Annotated in this window: 21 protein-coding genes; 9 read left to right on the top strand and 12 right to left on the bottom strand. The window is 43.4% G+C overall.

Going from position 1 to position 26340, the window contains the following annotated elements:
• Positions 1-232: 232 nt before the first annotated feature.
• The 3 genes from TW85_RS15945 to TW85_RS15935 all read right to left on the bottom strand — a co-directional run bounded on the left by TW85_RS15945 (position 233) and on the right by TW85_RS15935 (position 4227).
• Positions 233-949, bottom strand: coding sequence for a hypothetical protein (locus tag TW85_RS15945; protein WP_046018132.1), 717 nt, complete (start codon positions 947-949; stop codon positions 233-235).
• A gap of 512 nt (positions 950-1461) precedes the next feature.
• Positions 1462-2838 carry a sodium:alanine symporter family protein gene (locus tag TW85_RS15940; protein WP_046018131.1) on the bottom strand — a complete coding sequence of 459 codons (1377 nt, stop codon included), beginning with the start codon at positions 2836-2838 and terminating at the stop codon, positions 1462-1464.
• Between the two features lie 93 nt (positions 2839-2931).
• Positions 2932-4227 (bottom strand): D-serine ammonia-lyase, encoded by a 1296-nt coding sequence (locus tag TW85_RS15935; protein WP_046018130.1) that lies wholly within the window; start codon positions 4225-4227, stop codon positions 2932-2934.
• Positions 4228-4349: 122 nt separating this feature from the next.
• On the opposite strand from TW85_RS15935, the gene TW85_RS15930 reads away from it, so the two are divergent.
• Complete coding sequence (locus TW85_RS15930; protein WP_046018129.1) at positions 4350-5288, top strand: LysR substrate-binding domain-containing protein; 939 nt, start codon at positions 4350-4352, stop codon at positions 5286-5288.
• A 20-nt stretch (positions 5289-5308) separates the two neighbouring features.
• Here the strand turns inward: TW85_RS15930 and TW85_RS15925 are convergent, their stop codons facing one another.
• Positions 5309-6226 (bottom strand): LysR family transcriptional regulator, encoded by a 918-nt coding sequence (locus TW85_RS15925; RefSeq protein WP_046018128.1) that lies wholly within the window; start codon positions 6224-6226, stop codon positions 5309-5311.
• 110 nt (positions 6227-6336) lie between these two features.
• Here TW85_RS15925 and TW85_RS15920 point away from each other — a divergent pair, with 110 nt between their 5' ends.
• From TW85_RS15920 to TW85_RS15910, 3 genes are read left to right on the top strand one after another with little or no spacing between them, the layout of a single operon-like run.
• The gene (locus tag TW85_RS15920) at positions 6337-6999 is read left to right on the top strand and encodes a hypothetical protein (protein WP_046018127.1); all 663 of its coding nucleotides are present in this window, start codon (positions 6337-6339) and stop codon (positions 6997-6999) included.
• A 44-nt stretch (positions 7000-7043) separates the two neighbouring features.
• Complete coding sequence (locus tag TW85_RS15915; protein ID WP_046018126.1) at positions 7044-7652, top strand: glutathione S-transferase family protein; 609 nt, start codon at positions 7044-7046, stop codon at positions 7650-7652.
• Between the two features lie 25 nt (positions 7653-7677).
• Entirely contained in the window at positions 7678-9462 is a 1785-nt protein-coding gene (locus TW85_RS15910) for a pyridoxamine 5'-phosphate oxidase family protein (RefSeq protein WP_046018125.1), read from the top strand.
• A 222-nt stretch (positions 9463-9684) separates the two neighbouring features.
• Here TW85_RS15910 and TW85_RS15905 read toward each other — a convergent pair whose 3' ends face one another.
• The 8 genes from TW85_RS15905 to TW85_RS15870 all read right to left on the bottom strand — a co-directional run bounded on the left by TW85_RS15905 (position 9685) and on the right by TW85_RS15870 (position 19582).
• Positions 9685-10674 carry a 2-oxoglutarate and iron-dependent oxygenase domain-containing protein gene (locus TW85_RS15905; RefSeq protein ID WP_046018124.1) on the bottom strand — a complete coding sequence of 330 codons (990 nt, stop codon included), beginning with the start codon at positions 10672-10674 and terminating at the stop codon, positions 9685-9687.
• 87 nt (positions 10675-10761) lie between these two features.
• Positions 10762-11760: a GlxA family transcriptional regulator gene (locus TW85_RS15900; protein WP_046018123.1), complete on the bottom strand. Its 999-nt coding sequence runs from the start codon at positions 11758-11760 to the stop codon at positions 10762-10764.
• Positions 11761-12199: 439 nt separating this feature from the next.
• A complete protein-coding gene (locus TW85_RS15895; protein WP_046018122.1) occupies positions 12200-13534 on the bottom strand; it encodes an MmgE/PrpD family protein in 1335 nt (444 codons plus the stop codon).
• 80 nt (positions 13535-13614) lie between these two features.
• Complete coding sequence (locus TW85_RS15890; RefSeq protein ID WP_046018121.1) at positions 13615-14352, bottom strand: transporter substrate-binding domain-containing protein; 738 nt, start codon at positions 14350-14352, stop codon at positions 13615-13617.
• Between the two features lie 137 nt (positions 14353-14489).
• On the bottom strand, positions 14490-15518 hold the full coding sequence (gene proX, locus TW85_RS15885) for a glycine betaine/L-proline ABC transporter substrate-binding protein ProX (RefSeq protein ID WP_046018120.1): 1029 nt from the start codon (positions 15516-15518) through the stop codon (positions 14490-14492).
• A 166-nt stretch (positions 15519-15684) separates the two neighbouring features.
• Positions 15685-16620 carry a glycine betaine/L-proline ABC transporter permease ProW gene (proW, locus tag TW85_RS15880; RefSeq protein ID WP_046018119.1) on the bottom strand — a complete coding sequence of 312 codons (936 nt, stop codon included), beginning with the start codon at positions 16618-16620 and terminating at the stop codon, positions 15685-15687.
• Positions 16621-16674: 54 nt separating this feature from the next.
• Complete coding sequence (gene proV, locus TW85_RS15875) at positions 16675-17847, bottom strand: glycine betaine/L-proline ABC transporter ATP-binding protein ProV (RefSeq protein WP_046018118.1); 1173 nt, start codon at positions 17845-17847, stop codon at positions 16675-16677.
• A 520-nt stretch (positions 17848-18367) separates the two neighbouring features.
• Positions 18368-19582 (bottom strand): aromatic ring-hydroxylating dioxygenase subunit alpha, encoded by a 1215-nt coding sequence (locus tag TW85_RS15870; RefSeq protein WP_046018117.1) that lies wholly within the window; start codon positions 19580-19582, stop codon positions 18368-18370.
• A gap of 300 nt (positions 19583-19882) precedes the next feature.
• Between TW85_RS15870 and TW85_RS15865 the strand changes: the two genes are divergently transcribed.
• The 5 genes from TW85_RS15865 to TW85_RS15845 all read left to right on the top strand — a co-directional run bounded on the left by TW85_RS15865 (position 19883) and on the right by TW85_RS15845 (position 26233).
• Positions 19883-20887, top strand: a complete 1005-nt coding sequence (locus tag TW85_RS15865; RefSeq protein ID WP_046018116.1) for a LysR substrate-binding domain-containing protein — start codon at positions 19883-19885, stop codon at positions 20885-20887.
• Positions 20888-21123: 236 nt separating this feature from the next.
• On the top strand, positions 21124-22125 hold the full coding sequence (locus TW85_RS15860) for a dihydrodipicolinate synthase family protein (protein WP_046018115.1): 1002 nt from the start codon (positions 21124-21126) through the stop codon (positions 22123-22125).
• Between the two features lie 2 nt (positions 22126-22127).
• The gene (locus TW85_RS15855; RefSeq protein WP_046018114.1) at positions 22128-23645 is read left to right on the top strand and encodes an aldehyde dehydrogenase; all 1518 of its coding nucleotides are present in this window, start codon (positions 22128-22130) and stop codon (positions 23643-23645) included.
• 71 nt (positions 23646-23716) lie between these two features.
• Complete coding sequence (locus TW85_RS15850) at positions 23717-25063, top strand: FAD-binding oxidoreductase (protein ID WP_046018113.1); 1347 nt, start codon at positions 23717-23719, stop codon at positions 25061-25063.
• A 60-nt stretch (positions 25064-25123) separates the two neighbouring features.
• Positions 25124-26233, top strand: coding sequence for a hybrid-cluster NAD(P)-dependent oxidoreductase (locus TW85_RS15845; protein WP_046018112.1), 1110 nt, complete (start codon positions 25124-25126; stop codon positions 26231-26233).
• Positions 26234-26340 lie beyond the last annotated feature (107 nt).

The raw sequence follows: 26340 nt of genomic DNA, 5'->3' as shown, positions 1-26340 counted from the left end.
CAACAGCTAACCATTTATGCTGGGTACATGTTAATGATTAGCTTAATCAAGTAAGCATTTTGACCTAAGGGCAAAATGGGTAACCTAATAGGAAAAACAATCAAACTAGGCTTGGTTTACCTTATAGACAGATAACGCAAAGCAAGCAGCCTAACTTGCTTAAACGCCGAACTATCAACTGATTCTCACCAGTTGATAGCCCTAATCAGTCTTTAAGGGGAATAAAGAAGGATTAAAGGTGCGCTTTTAGCAATAGGCTAACGGCATTCTGATCTTGGTCGTTGATACCAAACTGGTTTGTCCAATAAGAGTATTCAACACCCACTTTCACTTTGTTGTCTGTGCCTAACATAGGGCCAATGTTGTAAGTGATTTGTGGGGTAAAGTTCATGCTGTTTTTCTTGCTATCCACGTCGTTCGCGAAAGAGTAATCCATGAAACCATCAATACCAAAGTTGCCACTGCTATAACCAAATGCCAGCGTTAGTTGGTAGTCTTTAGAGTTGCCATAGAACTCTTCATTGTTGGCCATATAAACCGTCGCGCTAGCGAAGTCTAGGCCAGGAACATTCAAGTTAGAGCCAATACCAAATAGGTAGTTATCTAAGCTTTGTCCACCTTGTGTTGTACCAAACTCATAGGTAAAGGCCGCATTAATATCCTTGAAAAAACCATCATCACTTAGTTTTGTTAAAGTGAAAGATGGGCTGAACTCACCGTAAGACTCAGAGTAAGAACCACCTTTGTGACGATCTTGGAAGAAGAAGAGGTTACCCCAGCTATGGCCAGAGACGTGCTCTAGTGTCATGGTGGTAATATCGACATCTTTAGCGAATTCGTAATTACTTCCATTTAACAGAGATACGCTTGTATCAGACCAGAATTGTTCCGCTTGTGCTGGTATCGAAACTAGAGAGGCAGCAGCAAGGGCTAATAGTGTTTTTTGCATGGATAAACTCCGTCGTAATGTTCAATCTTTGGTTAATTTATTTTTATTTTTTCTGATAAACGACCTACAAATAAAAAAAGCTGTACGATCGTTCAGATTTCTTCAGAAGACCCATGCATGCTAGCTTTGTGGCGCAGCTGAAACAATTGTTAAAGATTTCACAAGGTGAGTAACTAGATGTTTTAGATAAGAGAAAATTTATATTTAAATCGAGGTTGACAATAAAATTTCAAATTAAATAAAAGTGAAATATTTAGTCTTTTTCTCATGTTTTTAGAGAGTTAGCGAAAGCTGATGAAAATGACCAAGAAGACAGGAATGAGGTTAAAAAAGTAACGAGAATTTGCTTAAAAAAAGATCAGATTTTTATTTAAAAAAACTTGTTTTTCGCTTTTTAGCGCTAAATTTCGTCATTAATTGTACGTTTTGGTTTTGTCTAAAGTTTATAAAAAGCCAAAAAAAGGGTCTAACCAAGTGGCTAGACCCTTTTTATTTGTGACGTTACAACTTAATTATTTCGCCAATTGAGCCGCTTCTTTCTTCTGCTTATCGAAGAATTCACGTGTCAACTGGAACACTACTGGGCTAAGAACCACAATAGCGATCAAGTTAGGTAAGGCCATCATAGCGTTAAGTGTGTCAGCTAATAACCAAACAAAGTCTAAGCTCAATGTCGCACCTACTGGGATAGCAAGTATCCATAGAATGCGGTATGGCTTAATTGCTTTAACACCAAGTAAGAACTCAACACAACGCTCACCATAGAAAGACCAACCTATGATAGTTGTGAAAGCAAATATAGCTAGAGAGATAGCTACTAGGTAGTTACCTATACCTGGTAATGCTTGAGCAAAAGCTGCAGACGTTAACGCCGCACCAGAAGTACCACTTGTCCATAGACCTGAAGACACAATAACAAGACCAGTAATAGTACAGATTAGGATGGTGTCTAGGAATGTACCTAGCATAGCAACCAAACCTTGACGAACTGGATCTTTAGTTTGTGCAGCAGCATGAGCGATTGGCGCTGAGCCTAGGCCCGCTTCGTTCGAGAACACACCACGAGCCACACCGAAACGAATCGCAGCCCAAACAGCAGCACCCGCAAAGCCACCTTCAGCCGCATGGCCAGTGAAAGCACTTTCAAGGATTAAAGACATAGCAGGCCCAATTTGGTCCGCATTTGTCGCAAGAACGATAAGACCTGCAATGATATAAGCAACAGCCATGAAAGGTACAAGTGCACCTGCCACAGAACCGATACGCTTAATACCACCCATCAATACAGCACCAACAAGTACCATAACGATCAGGCCAGTAATGAGAGGTGAAACAGAGAAGTTAGTTTCAATAACTTGTGCAATAGAGTTAGATTGCACGCCGTTACCGATACCGAAACCAGCAATTGCACCGAAGATAGCGAAAGTCGTACCTAACCAAGCCCAGTTTTTACCCATACCGTTCTTGATGTAGTACATAGGACCACCCACATGGTTACCTTCTTCATCTACTTCACGGTATTTTACAGCTAATACAGCTTCTGCATACTTGGTAGCCATACCAACAAGTGCAGTCATCCACATCCAGAATAGTGCGCCTGGACCCCCTAAAAATACTGCGGTAGCAACACCTGCAATATTACCTGTACCAACTGTCGCAGCCATGGCAGTCATTAGGGCTTGATAAGGAGGAACTTCACCCTCACTTTCTTCGCCTTTTTCTGCTTTTGTGCCACCTGCAAGTAGTTTAAAGCCAGTGCCGAGTTTTAAAATAGGCATAAGTTTTAAACCTATACTCATAAAAAATCCGACCCCAAGAATGAGAATTAGCATAGGCCAACCCCACACTATGCCATTTACCGTGCCGATAAAATTCGTTAAAGCTTCCATCGAAAGAACTCCAGATATTGTTTTTTTTGTGTTTTTGAGTGTTCGCTAAGTGCTATAGATTTGGAAAGAGACCAAGACCAGTCAGTAACTCTCCTATGTGCGTCGTGCTTTATTCAGGTAGTTTTGGTATTCCTCCTCTGGTACGAATGAGCCGCCTGTTAACCAAGCGATATGCGTAGATTGATTGATTTTCGAAACTAAATTGTGCTTGATGAGATAGTTTTGACCGGCTTCGCTTTCAAGTAGTTGAGGGCCGAGGCGTGAAATTGCAGCGGAAGGCTCAACCTCGATATTCTCTTCTTCTTTCAGCGCGAGTAGTGATTGATAGAGTTCAGTATCTGTCGCTGTATACACGCCAGATAGAAGGTGACGAGTAGCGTCACACACCCATTGTGATGCAGTACCAACAGCAAGACCGTCGGCATCTGTATCTATGCTCAGACCCATATCTTTGACATGAATAGGATGCGAGTTATGTTTGCCCGCCATACCTAATAACATGCATGGGGCTTGTACTGGTTCGGCAAAGAAGCAATGTACATCTTCACCAAATAGGGATTTAAGGCCAAAGGTAATGCCACCAGGTGCACCGCCAACACCCGCAGGTAAATAAACAAACAGGGGGTGTTCGCTATCTACTTGGATGCCTTGGTCATCTAGCTGGGCTCTTAGTCTTAAAGCGGCTACCGCATAACCCATGAATAAATGGCTTGAATTTTCGTCATCAACAAAATAACTAAAGGGGTCTGCATCAGACTCAGCACGACCAGCGGCAACTGCTGCACCATAATCTGAGGCGTGTTCAATGACTTTTACACCACGTTTTCTGAGCCTTTCTTTTTTCCATTCTTTCGCATCAGATGACATATGTACAACAGCTTTAAAGCCTAGTGCATTTGCCATAATACCAATACTTAGTCCTAGATTACCTGTACTGCCAACAGCAATGGTATAGCGTTCGAAGAGGTCACGAGCGGGTGGATTAGCTAAGGTTTTGTAGTCGAAGTTTTGTTCGTTGATAATGCCATTTTTGATGGCAAGTGACTCGGCAAAGTGTAGTACTTCGTGAATACCGCCACGCGCTTTAATTGAGCCTGCAACGGGCAGTTGTTGGTCTGCCTTGTAGTATAAATCTGGCTTATCTTTAGCGTTTTTCTTGCTTGCTAAAAGGGGAGATTCAATTAAACCGTTATAAGCTTCAAGCTCTAAAAAAAGGCGCGCTAGCAAGGGAGCAAAGCGCGCTAACCTAGCTTCAGCATCAAACAGTTCTTTTCTATTTGGGGTCGCTAATGGCGCAGCTGTTTTTTTAAATGCTGAGTTTAACCAGAGTAGTGGTTCAGCATTTTGAATCTGAGTTTTTTCTTCATTTGTAATATTTAGTACTGCCATAATGCGTCCGAATTCGTTAACATTTGTGCATCATTATGTTTTGCGATGTGAATGAAAACAAATGATACTTTCTTAAAAGGGGTTTAGTTTTACTAAACGGGTTTTCTATTATAGGTGATTGAATGACCAAGTTGAACGCAAGAACATTCTCTTCTTTAGTATATTTTGAAGCCTGTGGTCGGCTATTGAGCTTTTCGGCGGCGGGTAAAGAACTCTGTGTCACAACTGGGGCAATTAGTCAGCAAATTAGAAAATTAGAAGAGCAATTAGGCTTTAAGTTATTCGATCGTCAGCCAAGCGGAATCGTGCTAACGCAAGAAGGCAAAGAGATGCTGAACGTCACTCAACAATCCATAGAATCTGTGGAAATGGTGATACGCAGGCTACAAGCCAAATTGTCTGATAACGTGGTTAGACTAAAATCTACCCCTTCATTTGTTTTTAAATGGCTGATTCCTAAGTTGCAAGAATTCAACTTGGAATACCCTCATATTAAGGTTGAAACCTACGCAGATGAGGCCTTATTAGAGCTTGCTGGTGCGGATTTTGATATCGCCATTGACTATGGTGATGGTCAATACGAAGGCTTTACTTCAAACCTCTTGGTAAAAGAAAGGCTCTTGCCTGTGATGAGCCCAGAATACATGAAACAGGCTGATTGGAAGCAAGCGAAAACCTTAGAAGAGGCTTCACTTTTACATGATGCCATGCCGTGGATTGACGCCGAACAAGATGCTGAATGGCGATTCTGGTTAGACGAAACCAAAATTGATGGTATCGACAGTACTCAAGGCCACTTCTTTAACCGCTCATACATGGCCATAGCCGCTGCCGAAGCGGGCTTAGGTATTGCGCTTGCAAGAGCATCACAAGTAGGGGAAGAGCTTAAAAATGGGCGTTTGATTGCACCTTACAAGGGCGTACCTTCCTGTCGCGATTATTACATGTTGATCCCGAAAAAAGGCCGAGCAAACATCCATGCTTATGTGCTTAAAAACTGGTTGTTAGAGCATGTAGATATGAGAGAAGAGGTCAAAGAACTCGATCCAAGTGCGAAATAACCGTCATCCCCCTGTGTTATCTATATTGTCGCTTCAAACTTAGAAACCACTGCGTCAATGAATAATTGAACCGCTTGTGTTCTCAACTGAGTTGGAGGGCGGACAATATAGATGCCGCCTTCTCTGAGCTTCCAGCTAGGCAGTAGTTCTTGTAACAAGCCAGATTTCAAATCCTTTTTGACGGTAAAATCAGGCAAAATACCAAAATAACGACCTGTCGCCAAAGCCTCTCTAATCGCTAATGTCGTATTAAATGTGAGATTTGTATTGAGCAAAACTTCGCAATCTTGATCTTTTACATCTGGAGTGGGTTTGTGAGTGAAAATGCGAGCCGAATTGTCGATAACATTATAGGCTGCAAAGGGTAGTGAGGGTAAATCCATTGGTGTTTTGGGAGAGTAATCCCTTGCAAATTCTGGGGTGCATAAGGCAACCTCACGAAAGGAGCCAATTTTTCTTGCGCGATTCGTTGAATCTTGTAACCAACCAACTCTAAAAGATAAATCATAGCGCTTAGCCACTATGTCTTTTACTTCGTCACTTAAATCTACTTCAATTTTAACTTTGGGATATTGAGCGCAAAATTCTGCAATAACGGGTGCTAATTGAAAGACACCTAAATCAATTGGCGATGTTAGTCTGATAAGCCCACTGGGTTCATGGCTATCTTCAGCGGCAGTATCAAATGCGTATTGTGCATATTTAAGGGCTTCTTTACTGCGCGTGTAAAACGCTTCACCTGTTTCAGTGGCATGTAAATGACGTGTGTTTCTCACTACTAGGCTAACACCTAGTTCCTCTTCTAAAAGTTGCAATTGTTTACTGACAACGGCTTTGCTTAACCCAAGCCTTTCGGCCGCTGCCGTAATGGTTTTCTCTTCAATAATGGCAACAAAATAGGTGAGTCGATTTAAATTATATTTTGAGTTTGTATTCATTGTAAGTAAAAAGCTGACACAGTTTATATGTAATCAATCTATCACGAACGATTCTTGGCTTGTATAGTTTTTCTGACTTATTGCTGAGCATTTAAACGGGAAAAGCAAAAATGAAAGACACTCAATTCATCATAATTTACGACACCTATTGTGGTTGGTGTTATGGCGCTGCGCCGCTTTTTGATGCACTGGTTGAAACCGGTGCTCAAGTGAAAGTGCTCCATCGTCATTTATTTCAAGGTATGAATGCGCCAAGAATGAAAGATGGAAAAGGGGATTTTATATTGAAAATGGATGCTCATATCTCATCTCTTACTGGGCAAGTATTTAGTCAGGCATATCAAGACAATGTGGTTTTGTCTGATGCTGAAATCTTAGATTCAACCTACTCAGCGCTAGCGGCTGCTTTGGTGCATGAGCAAGGCCCAGTGAAAGAGTTTTCTCTTCGTCAAAGGCTAGAAGAGCAAAGGTTTATTAATGGGGTTTCAGCTCAAAACAGAGGCGTCGTAGTACAAACATTAATTGAGGATGGGGTCGAGCCGGATTCCGCTCAGCTCTTTGATAATGCAGAAAACATCGCTAAGGCATCTGAGATATCTCAACAGGCGATTGAATTAATGGCAAGAGTGAGCTCAGGCGGTGTGCCAACACTTGTCAAAATAACAGATGGCCATATCGAAAAAATTGATCACTCAGCATTTTATGGGCAACCAGAATTAATAAAAACGTTAGTGAGTGCCAATACAAAAGGTTCATGTATTAGCATTATTTAGAACGATTTTTAACATTGCATACTAAACATTAAGGAGTACAGATTATGATTACACTATACGGTCATCCTATATCAGGTAATAGCCATCGCGTGGCAAACTTTTTGAATATTCTAGGCGTCGACTTTACTGAGAAGTTGGTCAATCTAGCAGAAGGGGAGCACAAATCGGCTGAATACTTAGCTATAAACCCGCTAGGGCAAGTACCTGCTTTGAGTCATGACTCAGTTACCTTGAGAGATTCTACTGCGATATTGATTTATCTAGCCCGCACGTTTGATAAAACCAATACTTGGTGGCCAGAAGATGCCTTAACTCAAGCCAACATTCAGCAATGGTTATCGGTTGCAGTGCATGAAGTCATGAATGGTCCTTTTGTGTTGCGCGCAATACAGCTTTTTGGCATGCCAGCAGACGAAGCACAAGCAAGAGAAAAGACTGAAAAACTCTTTGGCGAGCTGTTTGAGCCTCATTTGAAAGAGACAAAATGGCTGGTTGGAGAGACTCCGTCGATAGCTGATATTGCCTGCTATAGCTATATTGCCCGTGTTAATGAAGGCAACTTTAGCCTTGATGCTTATCCAGCGATTCAGCAATGGTTGCGTGACATAGAAGCCATTGAAGGCTTTAAACCTATGATGCACGCCGGTAACTAAAATCATTAATTGGGGGGCGCTTGCTATGCCTAACGAAGAGTCTAATAAACCGTCTAATCCAGACAAAAATACTGGTAAATTCCCATATCATCAGGGCGAATTAGCCGCTCAAGATAAAGCGGGTACCCGTGGGGCCGCGTCTGAATTAGCCGCAGGTAAGCGTAGTGCTCTCAATTTTTTAGCGAACCATGATGCGTTCTTAGCCGCTCAATCATTTGCTGCGATGACCAGCGTGGACTTGAATACGGGGAATGTATGGCTAACCCCCTTGTTTGCAAAAGCAGGGGATCTTAGTGCTGTCACTGAAAACGAAATTGTTATTTCTTCTCAGAGTATTCCCGACAATGACATGCTTAATACGGTTGAATCAGGTACGCCATTCTCTTTATTGGGAATTGATCTAAATAGACGGATTCGACATCGCATTAATGGCGTGGCATTGGGTTTTGAAGAGAGTAGCTTTGAAGAAAATAACGGCAGAGGTCTTCATCTTCAGGTAAATGAATACACACCTAATTGCCCAAAATACATTAACCGTAGAGAAATTATTCTTGATGCGAACAATGTTGAATCCATCAATAGGAGGGCGAAAAGAGAAGAGCGCACAAGCCTGACAAAAGAAGACCAAGACTTTATTCAAGCGATGGATACATTGTGGATTGGTAGTTATGCGCCAGATATTGGGGCAGATTGTAATCATCGTGGCGGTAAGCCAGGGTTTATTCGAGTGACCTCTCCAACAACCATTGAATGGCCAGAGTATCGTGGGAATGGCATGTTTTTTACCTCGGGTAATTTGGAGGTCAATGACAGAGCTGGCGTCACTGTGGTGGATTTCGAGACAGGTAGCATGATTCAAATGACAGGTCGTGCGCTGGTGGATTGGGATCATGATGGCCGCTATGAAGGGGCATCTAGAGCCATTGTTTTCCATATTGAGCGTATAGTACGTACCGATAACGTCACGAGTCATAGATGGAGGCGATTGGATTATTCTCCTTACAATCCCGCCATTCTTGGTAAGGATAGCGCGAACAGTGACAGCGCTATCGACGACCCTTCTATAAATGGTAATGAGCGCCCTATAAAAGCGACGCTAGTCAAAATTGTTGAAGAGACTGAAACCGTTAAAACATTTCGTTTTGTGGTCTCACATCGAATTGCTTTTTTGCCGGGCCAATACGCCAGTTTTGAATTTAATAATATTCCAGGAGGCGCCGCCTCAGAAGTGAGAACTTGGACTTTGTCCGAAACACCAAATAGCTTAAATGGTGATAATACGTTAGATATTAGTGTAAAACGTGTGCCAAATGGTTTAGTCACAAATTGGCTTCATGATCATGCCGAGTTAGGTTTAGAGGTTGTATTAAAGGGGATTCAAGGTGAAATGACAGCCATCACATTAGATGCTGATACTCAAACGCCCCTTGTACCCGAACAGCTTCTTTTATTAAGCGCTGGGATTGGCATCACCCCTAATTTAGCGATGGTGAGAGGGATTGGCGCCTTTTCATTACAAGATAAAACCAAGGTGACAATGATTCATGTGGAGAGGTATCAGCGACATCTACTTAGCCATCATGAGCTTGTTCGCCGTTCAAATAACTATCCAGATTTTAGCTACACAAATATTATCACCAGTGAGCAAGGGCGTTTAACAAAAGTGCAATTAGAGGCTTTGGTTCCAAATCCGAAAGACCAACAAGCTTATGTTTGTGGTCCAGCGTCATTTATGGAGCAGATGACGGAATACTTAGCTTCTATTGGTGTACCTGTCGCAAACATTCATACCGAGGCTTTTGACTTTTAAAAGCTTTTAAGGTGGATTTAAGGTGGCGTGAGCTTTTAAGCTAGCTCGTTTCGAATTTTGATAGGGTACCTTAATAACGAATAAACAGCCTTGATCTTCTATTGTTTGATGTCTTCATTCAAAAAAGAAAGGCTGCTTATTCGTTGGTATGTCGACAATTCTTTATACTTAGCTGGTTAGATAATCATAGCTATCTTAATTAGCCAAATACCGATAGCTATCTTAATTAGTTAGATGAGCATAGCTATCAAGGAAACGTTTGTACTTATGCTGTCCACAGGTATAAGCCTGATACTTAGCCGGGTTCTCCTCACTTTGACAGCTTGGTACAACACTCACTTCAGCATCAAAATCCAGATCGATAAAGAAAGGGATAGAATAACGCTCTTTACCACTGGTATTGATCACTCTGTGTAGGGTAGAGAGATATTTATCATTGGTAAATGTCTGTACCAAATCCCCAATATTGACGATAAAGGTGTCCTCAACGGGCGGCGCGCTGACCCATTCCCCATCACGGTTTTGTACTTGTAAACCTCCTATATCATCTTGGGACAATATGGTTAGAAAACCATAGTCCGTATGGGCACCGATACCGATTTCTTCTTGGCTTATAGGGCCTTCTTGAGGCGGGTAGTGGAGTAACCTTTGAATGGTAATAGGCTTTTGCTGTAGCTTGGCAAAATAGTCTGCCTCTAGATCCAAGCTTAAAGCAATGGCACTGATGAGTTTACGGGATAAGACCATCATAGCTTCATGATATTGCTCGAAGGTGTGTTTAAATTCAGCCGGATCTTCAGGCATTTGGTTAGGGCCAAAAAAGGGTGAAACAGCTTCTTCATTTAAACCAAAATCAAAACACTCTTTAAAATCACGAGTGTTTTCAGGGTCTACATTCTCCCCGTACATAGGAATATAGCCTCTTAGGGTTTGACCCGAATTCACTATATTCAAGGCTTGTTTTTGTGCCAATGGTAAATCGAAAAACGCTTGAGCTTGATCGTAGGCTTTTTTAATCAGTTGCTTATTAACGCCATGGTTTTTGATATAGAGAAAACCGACATTTTTACAGACATCGCCAATCTCATTTGCTACCGCCATTGGGTCACTACCATCAATGAGTTTAGCAAGGTCAATAATGGGGATTTCATTGAACGAAGTGGACTTACTTTCTAGACGAGAATCGAATTGGCTAGCGGTTGAAATTGACATAATTAAATACCTTCATGGCGTTGTTTTATGTCTTTCAGTGTCGCTGAAGCCGAGGCTTCACTTATATAACAAAAGCGAAATATCCTGCTAGTTTAACGATGAATTTATCTGTCTTATCTCAGATGGGCTTTGGTTATATAAGTCCTTGAAACATTTACTGAAATGGCTTTGTGAACTGAAACCTGTAGCTTGTGCCACCTTGGTTAAACTGAGGTGGGTTTCTTCTATCATTTTACGGGCTTGTTGTAGGCGTAAACGTAGATAATAACGGCCAGGGCTAATCTGCTCATACTTCTGAAAAACGGTTTCTAGGTTTCTTTGAGTAGTCCCGATTCTGTTGGCAAGTGTCGTTATTTGATAAGGGTGGCTAATGTGTTTTTCCATTAACTCGACGGCGGCGCCTAAACAAGGTGATTTCATTCTTAGGTTAAGATGACGACGGCTGGTTTGTATTTCTTCACTGCTACGAATGCGTTCAAGCAGGAATTGCTGTGAGGCATTGTGTGCAAAATCGCGTCCGTGATCTTGGCTAATGAGGTAAAGCAACATGTCTAATGTGGCCGTACCACCCGCACTGGTCAAAAGATTATCTGTGACAGTATAGAGGTTTTCTTGAATCGGAATATCAGGGTAAAGCTCTGTAAATGTGGTTTTGTATTCGGGTACCAAGGTGCAGCTTTTGCCTTGTAATAAGCCTGCTTTTGCAAGAATAAAGCTGGCGCAACTGAGCGCCGCTATACGTCCTTTTTTACGGGCGACACGGCGCAATAAACTAAATAGGGCAGGGTTATCGTAATCCGCTGTATTTAGATAACCACAGACAAATATTAGGTCACTATTTTGACAGAGGTTTAGGTCGCCACTGGTTTCAATGGGGACATGGTTTGAGCTTGAGACAGTGGTTGGATGGTTTGAGTTATTGTTATGGCTATCGTTATTATTAGAGACATGAGCATGGCAAATTTGATATTGATACACCTCTTCACCATAAAGTAAATTAGCCACACTTAAGGCTTCAATCGCCAGTGAAAAAGAGGTTAGAGCAAAGCCGGGTAACAAGATAAAACTGACTTTAACCTGTTTCATTTGGGTTCCATCCTGTGTTGTATTTGCTCTGTATAGCACGAGTTTTACTATATTGGATTGAGCTTAATTAAACTTATCCATTTTACCGCTTAATAAGACTCATTGAGGCATTATTAATGATACTAGCGGTAAAATGATTCTTTTTATTAGATAGATTAATTGGGTCGTTTAACTAGGGAACCTGCGAACAAGTCACCTCTTCTCAGTCTTTTCAGAAAAAGCGTCAAGCAAGGCGTCACTTTGACGTAATGTAGGCACCTTTCGAAAAGGGACAACACAGGGTGGCGCTTTTTCTGAAAGACCCGAAGGGCGTGGCCTAAAAGCCCTATCTTTAAGTTAAGGGCCTTATCAATAGAATAACTATTAAGTTACGCCCCTCGCCGTAAATCTAGGCACTTTTATCCACACGCTGAGGCAGGAGGACTTATTCGCAGGTTCCCTAGGGAGACATAAGCTGGTTAAAGAGTGCCTCACAGTTCTTTGCCTGTTCCAAGATATCAATCTCATTAAGTATTGAGTCCATTCTCTCTTGGCTAAAATTAACCGAAGCAAGCAACTCAAATTTAGCTTTGAACTCGGCTTGGCTCATGGCCGTTTCTGGGTCACCTTTTGCTTGAGTAATGGGGCTAGTTAAGCAGCGTCCGTCTTTCAGTTGAATACTGACTCTTGAGAGTATTTCTTCTGGAAAGCGATCTGATAAATCTTGCGCTTCTGTTATCTCGATCAAACGACTAATTTGCAAGATATCTTCTGCCTGTATGGCATCTCCTGTTACTTCATTTGGGCCCACTTGACCACGGCTGATTAATGCCGCTAAAGGAAAAGCTAAACCATACTGGGCTTCATCTGCGTTCTTGGGGAAATGCCCTTGTAAACGCATGGATTCGTGGAAGGTTTCTACCTTGACGGACTCTATATTGGCAGAGGTAATTTCAGGCGACTGGTGCATCATACTGGTGATCGCCGTGAGTGCTGGCTGCGCCCAACGACACACGGGCCAAGGTTTAAAGTATTGGGAATCTATTTCCCATCGTGTGCCAAGATCATTCCAACAATGGCTTAGCGTATTTTTTTCTACCGTTTCTGCCGGTGCGCCAGTGATACCCGCTTGTGCCATGAATAGAGCATTTACCCCTGCATAAGCACCAGCACCATGGGCATCACGCAACATAGATGGAAAGTCTACTAGACGCATCATGGGGCAACGGGGGCCAAAATACTCAGCGATACCTAACGCATGTTGGAATTCTTCTTGGTTTAAACCTAATAACCTTGCTCCGCCGCAGACGACCCCTAAACCTGAAAATGCCCCAGAGGCATGATATTCACTGGCACTGTCCATTAGGGCAACGCCAGCTCGCAGTGCTGTTTCATAAGCGATAGTCACCGCGACTAAAAACTCTTCGCCAGTGATGCTTCTACCTCGTTCATGACAGGCATCTGCTATAGCAAGGAGGGCTGGAATGACCGTCGCTCCGGCATGACCCTTAGAAGTAAAGTGACCTTCGTGTGCATCGAGACTATCGGCACTGAATCCGCCTGCCCAAGCCGCACCTAAAGGGCTAACATGGCGGCCATCAAATAATAGACGACAGCTTAATTTATTGGCTGGGTAATGTTCAGCTGCAAAGTGACGAATATTATCACTGGTCTGGTTTTTCTTGGCACCAGCAAGGACACCGACAATATCCATTAAAGAGGTTTTGATTAGGGCGCGGCTTTTTTCAGGTACCTGATTAAACTGCAAGTTTTGGACAAAATTGAATAACAACATGTTTTATATCCAAGCGTGAATAGAAAGAAAATGAGCCATCCATGGCGATTTAACGTCTCGTAGGAAAGACGAAAGCAGGTTTAAAGCTGATTAAATTGCTTAAGAATTTTTTCATAGGTGCCATTGCTTTGAATCATGACAAACCCGGTATTAAAGTCATCGCGAATTTTCTCTGAATTGGCAATCTCTTTAGAGATCATCACATACAGATCATTTTTTTCGATGGGAGGCTGGACCATAGCGAAATGGCTAGGTTCAAGCCCTAATTTGCTAGCAGCACTTTTCACCACAGTGAGGTTGTCGGCGAAAAGATTTATTTCACCCTTTTGTAATGCCGTAATGCCAGCCTCTGTGCCTGCATAAGGTTGAAGTTGAGAGAAGGAATAAGCGTCAAAGCTCTGGCCAATGACAGCTCCTTCTATCTTGCCTATCTTGTATTGATCTAGCATTTCATAGGAAGAGTAGAAGTCTAGATCTAAGTCCTTATGCTTAATCACACCGCTAAAGACAGAGTAGATAGGGATAGAAACATGATAATCTTGGGCCCGTTCATCTGAGTAGAATGCGCCCACCAGCACATCCTTTTCTCCCACTTTTACTTGCCTCATGGCTTCTTTCCACTGGGTAAATTCAAGCTCACTTTGATAACCAGACGCGTTAAAGGATTCTCTAACAATGGCAGAAATGAAACCGCCTTGCTCTAAGTTATCTCCATAATAGGGTGCCCAATTTGTGGTGGTCAAAGAGACATCTTGTGCATGTGAAAAACTAGCAAGGCCTAAGCCTAAAACGAATGTAGCCATCTTAATTGTTTTCAATGGTTTACCTCATTTTGTAATGTGAATGCTTATTTTTATGATCAAAATAGAACTAATAAAGGGCACTTCTCCCTAAAGACTCGCGGCTTAATTAGCAAGCTAGCCCTAGGGAAAGTCCTTATTCTTTATTGGTGAGATTACATAGCAGCGCGGGCCGCTTCTAACCAACTATCGTATTTAGCTTGGTTAGCAGAAATCCATTCTTGGGCATGGCGTTTAATGTCTTTCATAGACTTCTCGCCATTTTGCATTTTAAGGTTTTGTGCGCTTTCATCACTGGCACTGATTTGGACTAGTGATAAGAATTTAGTTGCTGCTGGGTTATCTTCAGCAAAGTCCTTATTCAAGATTGATTGGATCTGGTCAACCGCGAAGCCTAGGTTTTTACCATTAAAGCTAGTGTTAACTGAGTTGTTGCCATCTGGTAGGTCGGTCTTTGGTACTTCTAACCACACCACGTCTTCATTTTCGACCAATACACCTGCAATCCACTGAGGCACCCAAGTGTAATAAAGAATCGATTGGCCTTCGTTGTAACGTGTGATGGTATCCGCCATAAGAGCAAAGTAAGAACCACGGTTATGATTGACTGTATCACCAAGGCCATAAGCTTCAATGTGATGGTCGATAACAAGCTCACAGCCCCAACCTGGGTTACAACCTGTTAAGTCTGCTTTACCATCATTGTCTGCATCAAAGAGCTTAGCAATTTCAGGCTTTTTCAGATCAGTTAGCTGGGTGATATTGTGCTTTTCAGCGGTTTTCTTATCGATTAGGTAACCTTGTAATACCCCAGGAATCACATTACCAGCTTTAACTAGCGTGTCGTCACCACCCGCTTTCTTGTAGAAGGTTTTATGTAATTCTTCCCACGCATGTACACTAAAATCCGCATCTCCGTATGAAAGAGCCAGCATCAAGGTGGCGTATTCTGTTTCTTTTGGCTCTTCAACTTCATAGCCAAGCGCTTCTAGACCGGCAATGGCAATTTCACCACGAAAGCGTTCTTCCGCAATGGTTGGGAAGATAGGCGTAATTTCTACCCCTTTACCCGGCATCGCCTCTGCTGCAGAAGCGATACTCGACATTGTCAGAGCAGAAAAAGAAGCGGCTGCTGTCAATGAGAATAAGGTTTTAGAAAGTGCTTTTAAGCGTGATTGCATCATGGTCAATTCCTCGTTATGTTTTTTTATTGAGAATCTATTGAAAGAATGTTTTCTATTACTTAAGCGAATCTTTAATTTGGTGATATTTACCTTTTGCTATTTAGGGCGCTCTATTTAGATAACTCTATTTAGATAACTCTATTTAGATAACTCTATTTAGATAACTCTATTTAGAGAACAGGCTACGATAAGCTCTGACTAAGGCACCGATAGGGCCTGTTTCATACCAGTGTTGGGTGTGGCTAACCCCAGCACGTTCACCCATCGCCTGGGTAAGACGATCAAGGAAGATGGCAAGCAGTACCAAGCCAACGCCACCGACAGTGGCAAGACCCATATCAAGTCGGCCAATGCCGCGTAATACCATTTGACCTAAGCCGCCTACCGCTATCATGGAAGCGATAACCACCATAGAAAGTGACAACATCAGTGTTTGGTTAATGCCAGCCATGATGGTTGGCGTTGCCAGTGGTAATTGGATCTTGAGCAACATTTGCTTAGGCGTGCAGCCGAAAGCGCGTGCTGCTTCGATTTTGTCTTCTGGTACTTGGCGTATACCTAAGTTCGTCAGCCTCACCAAAGGGGGTAGCGCGAAAATAATGGTGACTAGAACACCTGGAACGTTACCGATACCGAAAAGCATGACCACAGGAACCAGATATACAAAGGCAGGCAAAGTCTGCATGGCATCAAGAACGGGTCTCACAAAACGCTCAACTCTATCGCTACGAGCCGAAAGAATGCCAAGAGGAACGCCAATTACGACACAGAAGAATAGGGCGGTTAAAACCAAAGAAAGGGTTGTCATTGATTCAGCCCAAACACCGATTAAGCCGAGTGTTGTCAGCGTGATCGCGCAGAATAGCCCCATTTTTTTACCGGCAACTTGCCAACCCAAAAGGGAAGAAAGAATAATGCCGATTAAAGGCGGAATGGATTGCAACATGGTTTCTATCAGGTCGAGTACCTGATCGATAGGCCAACGAATAGAGCGGAAAAAGCCACGAAAGTTTTGGACTAAATAGTTGAGTACCGCTTCTACCCATTCCCCTAGTGGAACACTGAGAAACTGAAAGGGATCTAATAGGTTAAATTCAGACATTCTAATTTACCTTACATTTATCATTATGATGAAACTTAACGTGTGAGCATCGAATTAGTGGCTCAAAGTCTTAAGCATTAGGTCTTTGGAAATCACGCCGCAGAAAGTGCCATTGCGCTCTATCACAGGGACTGGGTAGTCAGAGTGAGCCACTTTTTTCACCACATCACTGATCATGTCGTCGCTATAAACAGACGCATGTTGATCTAGCTGCTGTGCTAATAAGGTGTCGGCACTGGCTTGGTTATCAATGCTTTCTAGAGGAACCACACCTAATAGGCTTTCCTTGTCATCAACTAGGTACGCAAACTGATTGCCATCGGCGTCAAATGGATGAACACTGCCGTTTAGTTGAATCTTGCAAGCACTTTGCTGACAGGCAATATCGCCTGCTTTGAGGATCTTGCTGACATCGACACCTTTAAAGAAGTTCTCTACATATTCATTAGCAGGATTACGCATAATCTCTTCTGGTGTGCCTATCTGTACCACTTGGCCGCCTTCCATAATGGCAATGCGGTCACCAATACGAATGGCTTCGTCTAGGTCATGGGAGATAAAGACGATGGTGCGAGATTGTTCTTTTTGCAGGCGGATTAGCTCCCCTTGCATTTCATGTCTGATAAGTGGATCAAGGGCAGAAAATGCCTCGTCCATTAGGAGTATGGTGGGGTCATTGGCTAGGGCGCGGGCAAGACCAACCCTTTGTTGCATACCGCCAGAAAGTTGATGCGGGTAGCTATCGCCATGTTCACCTAGGCCGACTTGGTCTAGAGCCGCTTGTGCTCTTTTATGTCTTTCTTTCTTTTCAACCCCTGATATTTCAAGGCCAAAAGCTGCATTGTCGATCACGGACATGTGAGGCATGAGTGCGAAAGATTGAAACACCATGCTCATTTCCTGACGGCGGACATCCAGTAAGTCCGCATCCCCAAGGACTGTAATATCTTTTCCGTTCAGTTTGATGCTGCCAGAAGTGGGCTCAATAAGGCGGTTTAGCAAACGTACCATGGTAGATTTACCTGAACCGGATAAACCCATGATGACGAAAATCTCTCCCTTCTTGACTGAGAAGCTAGCATCAAACACACCCACGGTTTGGCCAGTCTTTTCAAAAATTTCATCTTTATGTGCGCCGTTTTGTAACATTTGCATGGCAGTATCTGGTTGTTCACCAAATACCTTGTATACATTGTTGATCGACAGGATATCTGTGGTGTCTGTCATCGTGTCCTCTGTATTTATGATTATTATTGCGTTCTATTTGGCTGAATCAGTGTGCTAGTTCAACACTGCTTACTTTGTTATGTCCCCGTTCTGTTTATTAAGTTACGGCCTCCACGAGGCAGCGTCCAACGACATATTTAGCGTAAAAACCATAACTCCCCGTTATTGTTAATGGCTTTTAGCGCTCTGAATGAGTCGCTAAAAAATAGCTAAAATTGCTAAACATTTGGTTGTTATAAGAGAGCTTTTAGTTAGTGTTTGAGAGGCTGAAAGCTAAAGTTTATGGGGTTTTAGGCTATCGTGGGGATAGTGAAGCTTAAAGGAAGTTCAGCAGGCTTGAGGTGCTGTTAAAGCACAGGTGAAGGCGCCATCTTAACCTGTGTTAGGAGAAAGCTGTGGTAGAAATATTATGAGAAGACACTAAAAGAAATCAGCTCGGAGGGAGGTTTTTTTTCAATAAAAAAAGCCCCCACAATGTGGAGGCTAAAGGGAAGCGACTACCTAGTCACTTATCTATAAATTAAGACGCACTTAGCTTCTTCTTCATGGTATCGCAATACCAATCGACAAATTGGCAAACGCCGTTTTCGGCAATTTCAGAAAATGGCCCAGGGATATAGGAAGGTGAGCTCACACCTCTAAAGGTTTCCTCAACCAGTTCTTTGTCTTGATTATTGGTTTCAATCCAAACTTTAATCAGGTTCTCAAGGTCATAATCAACTCCTTCAACCGCATCTTTAGGCACTAGCCATTTAGTCGTGACCAGCGTTTGGCCTGAGTTAAGTGGCAGAATACGGAAGCTTAAGGCGTAGTCCCCTAAGAAGTGGTTCCAAGTAGAGGGGTAGTTAAAGTAGAGCAGGGCACCAATATCTTCGACATCCGTATTATCTAGTCGGCCTTTTACAGCGGGTTTGCCATCCATGGTATAACTGACGGCTTTGGCTGAAAGCGGAATACGTGTCATTCGATACTGCCCCCCTTCATCCATTACTAAACGGCTCGGTAAGCCTGCGGCTTCACATTTATCCCAATGGGCAACCAGCTCTGGGTCATCATCGCCACCGACTCCCGCCACAGACAAGTTTTCAACAAACGAGTTTAGTAGCTCAGGGTGGTTGGCATCACAGTGATAACATTCACGGTTATTCTCAAATACCAACTTCCAGTTACCGTCTTCGACTATATTGGATTCGTGGGCCACCTTGGCGTCTTCTAAATTATGCGGCGTGATAAAAGGGCTCACATCTTTACGGAATTGCTCAAAGTCTGGCGCTTCCTCAGCCACACAAATGTAGATATAACTGTTAACCACTTCGCAGTGGACAGGCATTAACCCATGGTCGTCATTGTTAAAGTTTTCGCCCATGTTGCCCGCATAAATAAGCTTGCCATCAAGGCCGAATGTCCATTTGTGATAAGGGCAAACCAACTTGGCAGCTTTTCCTTTAGCAGCAGAACAGACGCGTGATCCACGGTGACGACAGGCATTATGAAATGCTCTGACTGCACCTGAATCGTCTCTTACAACAACAACAGGGTAGTCGCCCACTTGCAAAGTAATGTATTCACCAGCTTTATTGATCTCTATGGTATGGCCGGCAAAAATCCACTCTTTATGCCAGATCTGCTCTAAATCTTGTTGGTAAACATCTTCGTCACGGTAGATTTCTCGGGTTAAGGCGTGGCGTGGTTTACGCAGATTGATTAGCTCAAGAGTTTTTATCTTACTGGTCATTCTAATGCTCCCATTTGGCTAGACTTAGGTCGTCGCTATTCTTGTTTTGTTGGTATTGGTCAGATGGTTTGACCCTGTATCTTGTAAAAATTGTCAGTGTTTTAATTCACTTAGCTGACTTTTTGTCACCCGTTCTCGTCACGAGTTACTTTTGAAACAGGCTATTTTGTCAGTAGCCTTCGGTAACTTGAAAGGGTATAACTGAATCACAATCTATCTTCCTAACTTGAAATTCAGTGTATGGGCGGTACCCATATGGGTAAAGCAACTTTTTATTTAGTGAATTGAATACGAGACGTTATGGTTAAGCATGTAGAACCTGATCAAATATTAGTAAAGATGCCTTCATTGCGCGCGGTGAAGTCATTTGTTGCGGCGGCTAAGTACTTAAACTTCACTCGCGCAGCAGAAGCCTTATGTGTGACGCAAGCGGCAATTAGCCGTCAAATTCGTGAATTAGAAGCATCACTTGGGGTGGTTTTATTTAAACGTACAGGCAGGGCGGTAGAGCTTACCGAGGCTGGGGTTATCTTTTATGATGCGGCCTATTTATCCTTTGTGAATATTGCTCAAGCAGCTCAACGTATTCAAGACAGCGATACGCGCAAACAAGAGCTGACAATCTGTTGCTCTCCTGCTTTTTCGGCTTATTGGTTATCAAATCGTTTGCCGAGTTTCTTTTCAGATAACCCTGATATTGATGTGAATATTGTCACCACTAATAACTTTTTACATATGGAACCGGGTGTTCACCCGGATGTTTTTATTAATAAGGTGAGTGATTCACGGGAAGGCTATCATTCTATTCCTTTGTTTTATGACCAGATCTACCCTGTGTGTTCGCCTGAATTTTTAAAAGACAATCCAAGCGTGGCCAGTCTTGAAGGGTTGCAAAGCACGACCTTATTAAATCTAAGTCCTTATGGACGTTCGCAAATAGCGGAGCATGTGGATTGGAGTGTTTGGTTAAATAGCCAAGGGATTAACTTCAATCTAGGTTCAGAGGTTGGCTCCCATGTGTTTAATGCCAATGATTACAATATGCTGATGCAGATGGCCCTTAACCATCAAGGCATTAGCTTAGGTTGGCATCACCTAGTTGCGCCTATGATAGAGCAAGGTAAGTTGGTGCGAGTGGGTGAACCTGAAACCACCTATAAGGAAAAGCGTCACTATTTAAGTTATGCCGAAAGTAAGCAGGATAATGAAGCCCTGCAAACCTTCAAGCTTTGGTTCTTAGAACGAATACAAGAAGAGAGCACCTTTATTGGGCAAACCGAGCAGGGCAAGTCGGTTAGCGCTTAAGTGAACCCTGTTTTAAGGTGAAAATGAACCCGCTTGAAGCGGGTTTTTTTATGCCTGTCTTTTTTATGCACCATAACTTGGCGTTATTCTTTGCGCGAATAAAAGGTTGATTGTGTGCTTATCTCCTCCCTCGTTAACATTTTACCAAGCCGTTTTATAAGGTTGGATGATAAACGTGATACGTGCTCACCCCTGTAAAACAACCCTGGATAACAATGATAATTAAGGTGAGTTAAATGCATTTTGAAGGGATCTATACCCCAGTAATCACGCCTTTTAAGGACGATTATTCAATCGACTATGAGGCTTATTCTGCCCATGTCCAGTATCTACTAGAGTCAGGTGTTCATGGGCTTATGATAGGTGGCACAACCGGTGAGTATTATGTTGAAAGTCATGAAGAAAGGGTCGAACTGCTAAAAATAGCTCGTCAAATTTGTGGCGATAAGTTACAGATTATTTTTGGTACGGGTTCAGTTAATCCAAATGCTTCAATTAAATTAGCCGAAGATGCCGCTAAGCATGAAGCGGATGTGATTTTAGTGGCAACGCCGCCTTATTCTTTACCAACTCAAAGAGAGTTGGCGCTCCACGCATTGGCGGTAGATCGTGCTGCTGACTTGCCAATCATGTTGTACAACTACCCAGATCGTATGGGTGTCAACATGGAAGAAGAGTTTCTTGATCGTGTGGGTCGCTCTAATAACTTTTGTGGGATCAAAGAAAGCTCAGGTGATATTAACCGCTTACACCTATTAGCCCGTGATTATCCTCATATTCAAGTGGCCTGTGGTATGGATGATCAAGCCTTAGAGTTTTTCGCTTGGGGTGCTAAAAGCTGGGTTTGTGCCGGTTCTAATTTCTTACCAAAAGAGCACATTTCCCTTTATCAAGCCTGTGTTATTGAGAATGACTTTAACAAAGGCCGTCGTATTATGTCGGCCATGATGCCGCTGATGCGTGTGTTGGAGCAGGGCGGTAAGTTTATTCAAAGTGTGAAATACGGTGTGACCCTGGACGGTCGTGTGTCTGGTGAAGTACGCAAACCGCTTTGTGGGCTGAATAAAGACGACAAACGAGCCATGGCGCAAGTGGTGAAAACCTTGAAAACCACCATTGCAAGCATAGTGGCAGAAACACCAGAATCGTCTGAATCTGGGGCATTTGTTGAGACCATAAAAGCCAATATCAACAAGGCAAACACGCCTTTAGCAGCCAGCACAGAAGCAGGAGAGTAAGCATGTCAGATTTATTAACACTAGAAGAATATCAAGCGATTGCCGCCGAGCTTAACCCTGCTGCTATGAGTTTTGTTGATGGGGGCTTTCGTCCCGCATTATCTGGTGACACCTTTGCAACAATTAACCCTGCTAACGGTGATGTACTTGCAAAGGTAGCCGCGTGTAATGCTCAAGATGTGGACTTTGCGGTCAGTAAAGCCCGTGAGTCTTTTGAGGACGGTCGCTGGAGCAAGATGCATCCAAGTGAGCGCAAGCAGGTATTGATTGAGCTGAGTAAGCTGATTAAGCGCAATAGCCGTGAATTGGCTGTGCTAGAAAGTTTAGATTCAGGTAAACCGATTCTAGATTGTGAAACCATAGATATTCCAGAGTTTATCCATACCCTGACTTGGCATGCAGAGGCGATCGACAAAATTTATGATCAAACTGCGCCAGTTGGTCCTGATGCTATCGCCATGGTAGTTCGTGAACCTATTGGGGTTGTGGGGGCGGTGTTACCTTGGAACTTCCCGCTATTAATGTTGGCGTGGAAGATAGCTCCAGCGTTGGCAGCCGGTTGTTCTATGGTGGTTAAACCTGCCGAACAAACCTCATTAACAGCCTTGCGTATCGCCGAATTAGCCAGTGAAGCAGGCTTACCAAAAGGTGTGTTGAACGTTATCACAGGCACAGGGGCTGACGTCGGCGAACCGCTTGGTCTGCATCAAGATGTGGACATGGTGACCTTTACCGGCTCAACCCAAACAGGTCGTCGCTTTTTGCGTTATTCAGCCGACTCTAACTTGAAAAAAGTGGTGTTGGAATTAGGCGGTAAAAACCCTTGTATCGTGCTAGATGATGCAGAAGACCTAGATAAAGTGGCAGAACAAGTATGTGCCGCGGCGTTTTGGAACATGGGTGAGAATTGCTCAGCAGGATCTCGTTTAATCGTCCAAGACGGGGTGAAAGCCGCATTGTTAGAACGTATTAAAGCCCATGCTAGAGATTGGAATACAGGTGATCCTCTAGACCCAACTAAACAACTGGGTGCCATGATAGATAAAGGTCATTTTGCTAAGGTGAGTGGCTATCTAGATGAAGGCAATTCAGCGGGTTATGATGCTGTCGTTGGTGGTCAAACCATGGATGGCATCTTTATCCAGCCAACCGTATTTGATGGTGTGAAGAATAGCGATAAGTTGGCTCAAGAAGAGATTTTTGGCCCTGTTTTATCTGTCATCACAGTCGCCAGTTACGATGAAGCTATCGCGGTAGCGAATGATACGGATTACGGTCTCGCTGCCTCTGTATTTACGGCTAATGCGAAAAAAGCCCTACGTGCTGCGCAAGCTATTAAAGCAGGCACAGTCACAGTGAACTGTTTTGGTGAAGGGGATATCACCACGCCGTTTGGGGGTTATAAGCAGTCAGGTTTTGGTGGTCGTGATAATTCTGTCCATGCCCATGATCAATACACAGAGTTAAAAACCATCTGGGTTGATCTGAGTGATGATGCTGTTGACGCTTGCGTTGACTAAATCGCCACGCCTATTGGGTCCATATGGGGTGCTGTTTATGCACGCCATATGGTTCAGACAGGAAGCAATTTATGCCTAAAAATATCGAAGTGAAAAGGCTGCCGAAAGACCCAGGACCTGCCGCATGGAATAGTATTTTACCCGCTGCACCTGAGTATCCAGAGTTAACCTCAGATATCGACGCTGATTGGATAGTCGTAGGGGGTGGCTTTACCGGACTTGCGGCTGCAAGACGCTTAAGCCAGCTGGTGGGTGACGAGTCAATTGTTTTGCTAGAAGCAAATAAGCTTGCCGAAGGTCCAGCAGGTAGAAACTCTGGATTCATGATTGATTTGCCCCATGATTTAAATTCAGAAACCTACGCAGGTGCCCATGAGCATGATTTACAGCAAATACGTTTAAACCGTGCTGCGATTCGTTTTGCCCATGATATGGCAGAAGAATATGAGATGGATTCAAAGGTGTTTGACCCTTGTGGCAAGGTAACAGGGGCAGGTTCAGCCAAAGGCCAAGCTCATATAGAGAGTTATCGTCATCACCTTGAAGCGCTTGGAGAAGAGTATCGCCTTATGAGCCATGGGGATATGAAAGATTGGACCGGGTTAGATTTTTATCGCCAAGGGCTTTATACCCCGGGGGCAGTCATGATTCAGCCAGCCGCTTTTATTCGTCAAGCTGCTCAAGGCTTAAGTGGAAAAGTGAGCTTTTATGAGAATAGCCCTGTCATTCATATTGATCTGGGTAACCCCCATAAGCTGGTAACACCAAAAGGCACAGTGAAAGCGAAAAATATCATTTTAGCTGTGAACGGTCATATTCAATCGTTTGGTTTTTTCCCTCGTCAATTACTGCATGTCTTTACCTATGCCTCTATGACGAGAGCTTTAACCGACAAAGAAGTGACTCGTCTTGGCGGCGTTAACGATTGGGGAATCTTACCCGCTGATCCTATGGGCACCACAGTGCGTAGAAGCTCTGACTTTATGGGCAGCGGACATAGGGTAGTGGTGCGAAATCACGCGACCTTGAATCAAAATATGGAAGTGAATTCAAACAATATACGTACCGCACAAAAGCTACAAGATAAAGCCTTTTCCAACCGTTTTCCTATGCTAAATGGCATCGAAATGGAGCATAGATGGGGCGGACGTTTATGTTTGTCTTGGAACTCTATGCCTGCTTTTGGTGAGGTTGAAACCCGTATCTGGTCGGCCGCTTGTCAAAATGGCCTAGGCACAGTCAAGGGAACCTTATCTGGCATGATGGCGGCAGAACAAGCCGTGCTAGGTAAGTCCGATATGCTCAGTGAATTCTTGATCCATCAAGCGCCAGCTGTTTTGCCACCTGAACCCTTTTTATCCCTAGGAGCCAAAGTGACTATGCGTTGGAAAGAATGGCAAGCCGGTATCGAGCTTTAACAAGAATAACTGAAAGACTAATCATTCATAGACAGATAAGTGAGCTGTCAGGAGAGGCCAATGAGCAAGTTTAATACCTCTGATTTTATCAATCCCATGATGACCCAAACTTGGAGTAATGGTCGTCATGAAGTACGTTGTGTCAAAGTCATTGCAGAAACCCATGATGTCACCACTTTTACCTTTGGCATGAGTGAGCCGGTGCTTTTCTTTTTCAAACCGGGGCAATTTGTCACCCTAGAGCTTGAAATAGAAGGGCAGCGAGTCATGCGTTCGTACACGATTTCAAGTTCGCCTTCGATTCCTTACAGTTTTTCTATCACAGTTAAACGGGTCGAAGGTGGTCAGGTGTCGAACTGGCTACATGACAACCTCAAATCGGGTGATCAAATCGCTGTTCATGGGCCTGTCGGGCAATTTAATTGTATGGATTTCCCAGCAGATAAAGTATTGCTTTTGTCTGGTGGTGTGGGCATTACGCCTGTGATGTCCATGGCTCGCTGGTGGTTTGATACGGACTCAGAAGTCGACATGGTGTTTGCTCATAGTGCCCGTTCTCCTAAGGATATTATTTATCCGTTGGAGCTTGAGTATATGACCACACGTATTGAGAACTTTAAGATGCACCTTATCTGTGAAACCACAGAAATAGGGCAGGCTTGGGGTGGTTATCGTGGTTATTTAGATAACGCCATGTTGGGTTTAATTGCACCAGATTTTATGGAAAGAGAGGTCTTTTGCTGTGGACCTGAGCCTTATATGAAGGCGGTCAGACAAATGCTAGAAGCCGCAGGTTATGAAATGTCTCGTTATCACGAGGAATCCTTTGGCGCGACACCTGTGGATGATGTAGAGCAAGCCCATAAGCATGCGGATGCCGCTGAGATAGAAAACCAGCAACCAAAAGATATGGTACAAGTGAGCTTTAGCGATTCTGATAAAACCTTGGATGTGGCAATCGGCACCAACTTAAACCAAGCGGCTCAAGAAGCTGGAGTTAATATTTCCAAAGCCTGTGGTGTGGGGATATGTGGTGCTTGTCGAGTCAAAGTAGAAGAGGGCGAGTTTGAAATGCTACAAAACGGCGGTATCAGTGAAGAGGAAATCGCACAAGGTTATGTGCTCTCTTGCTGTACCAGTGTGACCGGCAATATCAGAATTGAATATTAGGGAGCCTGCGATTAAGTCACCTCTTCTCAGTCTTATCAGAAAAAGTATCACACAAGGCGTTACTTTGACGTAATGTCAGTACCTTCCGAGAAGTGACAACACAGGGT

The sequence above is a fragment of the Marinomonas sp. S3726 genome, assembly GCF_000967665.1.
Lineage (GTDB): Bacteria > Pseudomonadota > Gammaproteobacteria > Pseudomonadales > Marinomonadaceae > Marinomonas.
This window is presented reverse-complemented; position numbering and strand designations above follow the sequence as displayed.

Excerpts from the sequence above, each read along its gene's own strand:
- TW85_RS15945 (WP_046018132.1), bottom strand. The coding sequence starts at position 949 with ATGCAAAAAACACTATTAGCCCTTGCTGCTGCCTCTCTAGTTTCGATA.
- TW85_RS15940 (WP_046018131.1), bottom strand. The coding sequence starts at position 2,838 with ATGGAAGCTTTAACGAATTTTATCGGCACGGTAAATGGCATAGTGTGG.
- TW85_RS15935 (WP_046018130.1), bottom strand. The coding sequence starts at position 4,227 with ATGGCAGTACTAAATATTACAAATGAAGAAAAAACTCAGATTCAAAAT.
- TW85_RS15930 (WP_046018129.1), top strand. The coding sequence starts at position 4,350 with ATGACCAAGTTGAACGCAAGAACATTCTCTTCTTTAGTATATTTTGAA.
- TW85_RS15925 (WP_046018128.1), bottom strand. The coding sequence starts at position 6,226 with ATGAATACAAACTCAAAATATAATTTAAATCGACTCACCTATTTTGTT.
- TW85_RS15920 (WP_046018127.1), top strand. The coding sequence starts at position 6,337 with ATGAAAGACACTCAATTCATCATAATTTACGACACCTATTGTGGTTGG.
- TW85_RS15915 (WP_046018126.1), top strand. The coding sequence starts at position 7,044 with ATGATTACACTATACGGTCATCCTATATCAGGTAATAGCCATCGCGTG.
- TW85_RS15910 (WP_046018125.1), top strand. The coding sequence starts at position 7,678 with ATGCCTAACGAAGAGTCTAATAAACCGTCTAATCCAGACAAAAATACT.
- TW85_RS15905 (WP_046018124.1), bottom strand. The coding sequence starts at position 10,674 with ATGTCAATTTCAACCGCTAGCCAATTCGATTCTCGTCTAGAAAGTAAG.
- TW85_RS15900 (WP_046018123.1), bottom strand. The coding sequence starts at position 11,760 with ATGAAACAGGTTAAAGTCAGTTTTATCTTGTTACCCGGCTTTGCTCTA.
- TW85_RS15895 (WP_046018122.1), bottom strand. The coding sequence starts at position 13,534 with ATGTTGTTATTCAATTTTGTCCAAAACTTGCAGTTTAATCAGGTACCT.
- proX (WP_046018120.1), bottom strand. The coding sequence starts at position 15,518 with ATGATGCAATCACGCTTAAAAGCACTTTCTAAAACCTTATTCTCATTG.
- proW (WP_046018119.1), bottom strand. The coding sequence starts at position 16,620 with ATGTCTGAATTTAACCTATTAGATCCCTTTCAGTTTCTCAGTGTTCCA.
- proV (WP_046018118.1), bottom strand. The coding sequence starts at position 17,847 with ATGACAGACACCACAGATATCCTGTCGATCAACAATGTATACAAGGTA.
- TW85_RS15870 (WP_046018117.1), bottom strand. The coding sequence starts at position 19,582 with ATGACCAGTAAGATAAAAACTCTTGAGCTAATCAATCTGCGTAAACCA.
- TW85_RS15865 (WP_046018116.1), top strand. The coding sequence starts at position 19,883 with ATGGTTAAGCATGTAGAACCTGATCAAATATTAGTAAAGATGCCTTCA.
- TW85_RS15860 (WP_046018115.1), top strand. The coding sequence starts at position 21,124 with ATGCATTTTGAAGGGATCTATACCCCAGTAATCACGCCTTTTAAGGAC.
- TW85_RS15855 (WP_046018114.1), top strand. The coding sequence starts at position 22,128 with ATGTCAGATTTATTAACACTAGAAGAATATCAAGCGATTGCCGCCGAG.
- TW85_RS15850 (WP_046018113.1), top strand. The coding sequence starts at position 23,717 with ATGCCTAAAAATATCGAAGTGAAAAGGCTGCCGAAAGACCCAGGACCT.
- TW85_RS15845 (WP_046018112.1), top strand. The coding sequence starts at position 25,124 with ATGAGCAAGTTTAATACCTCTGATTTTATCAATCCCATGATGACCCAA.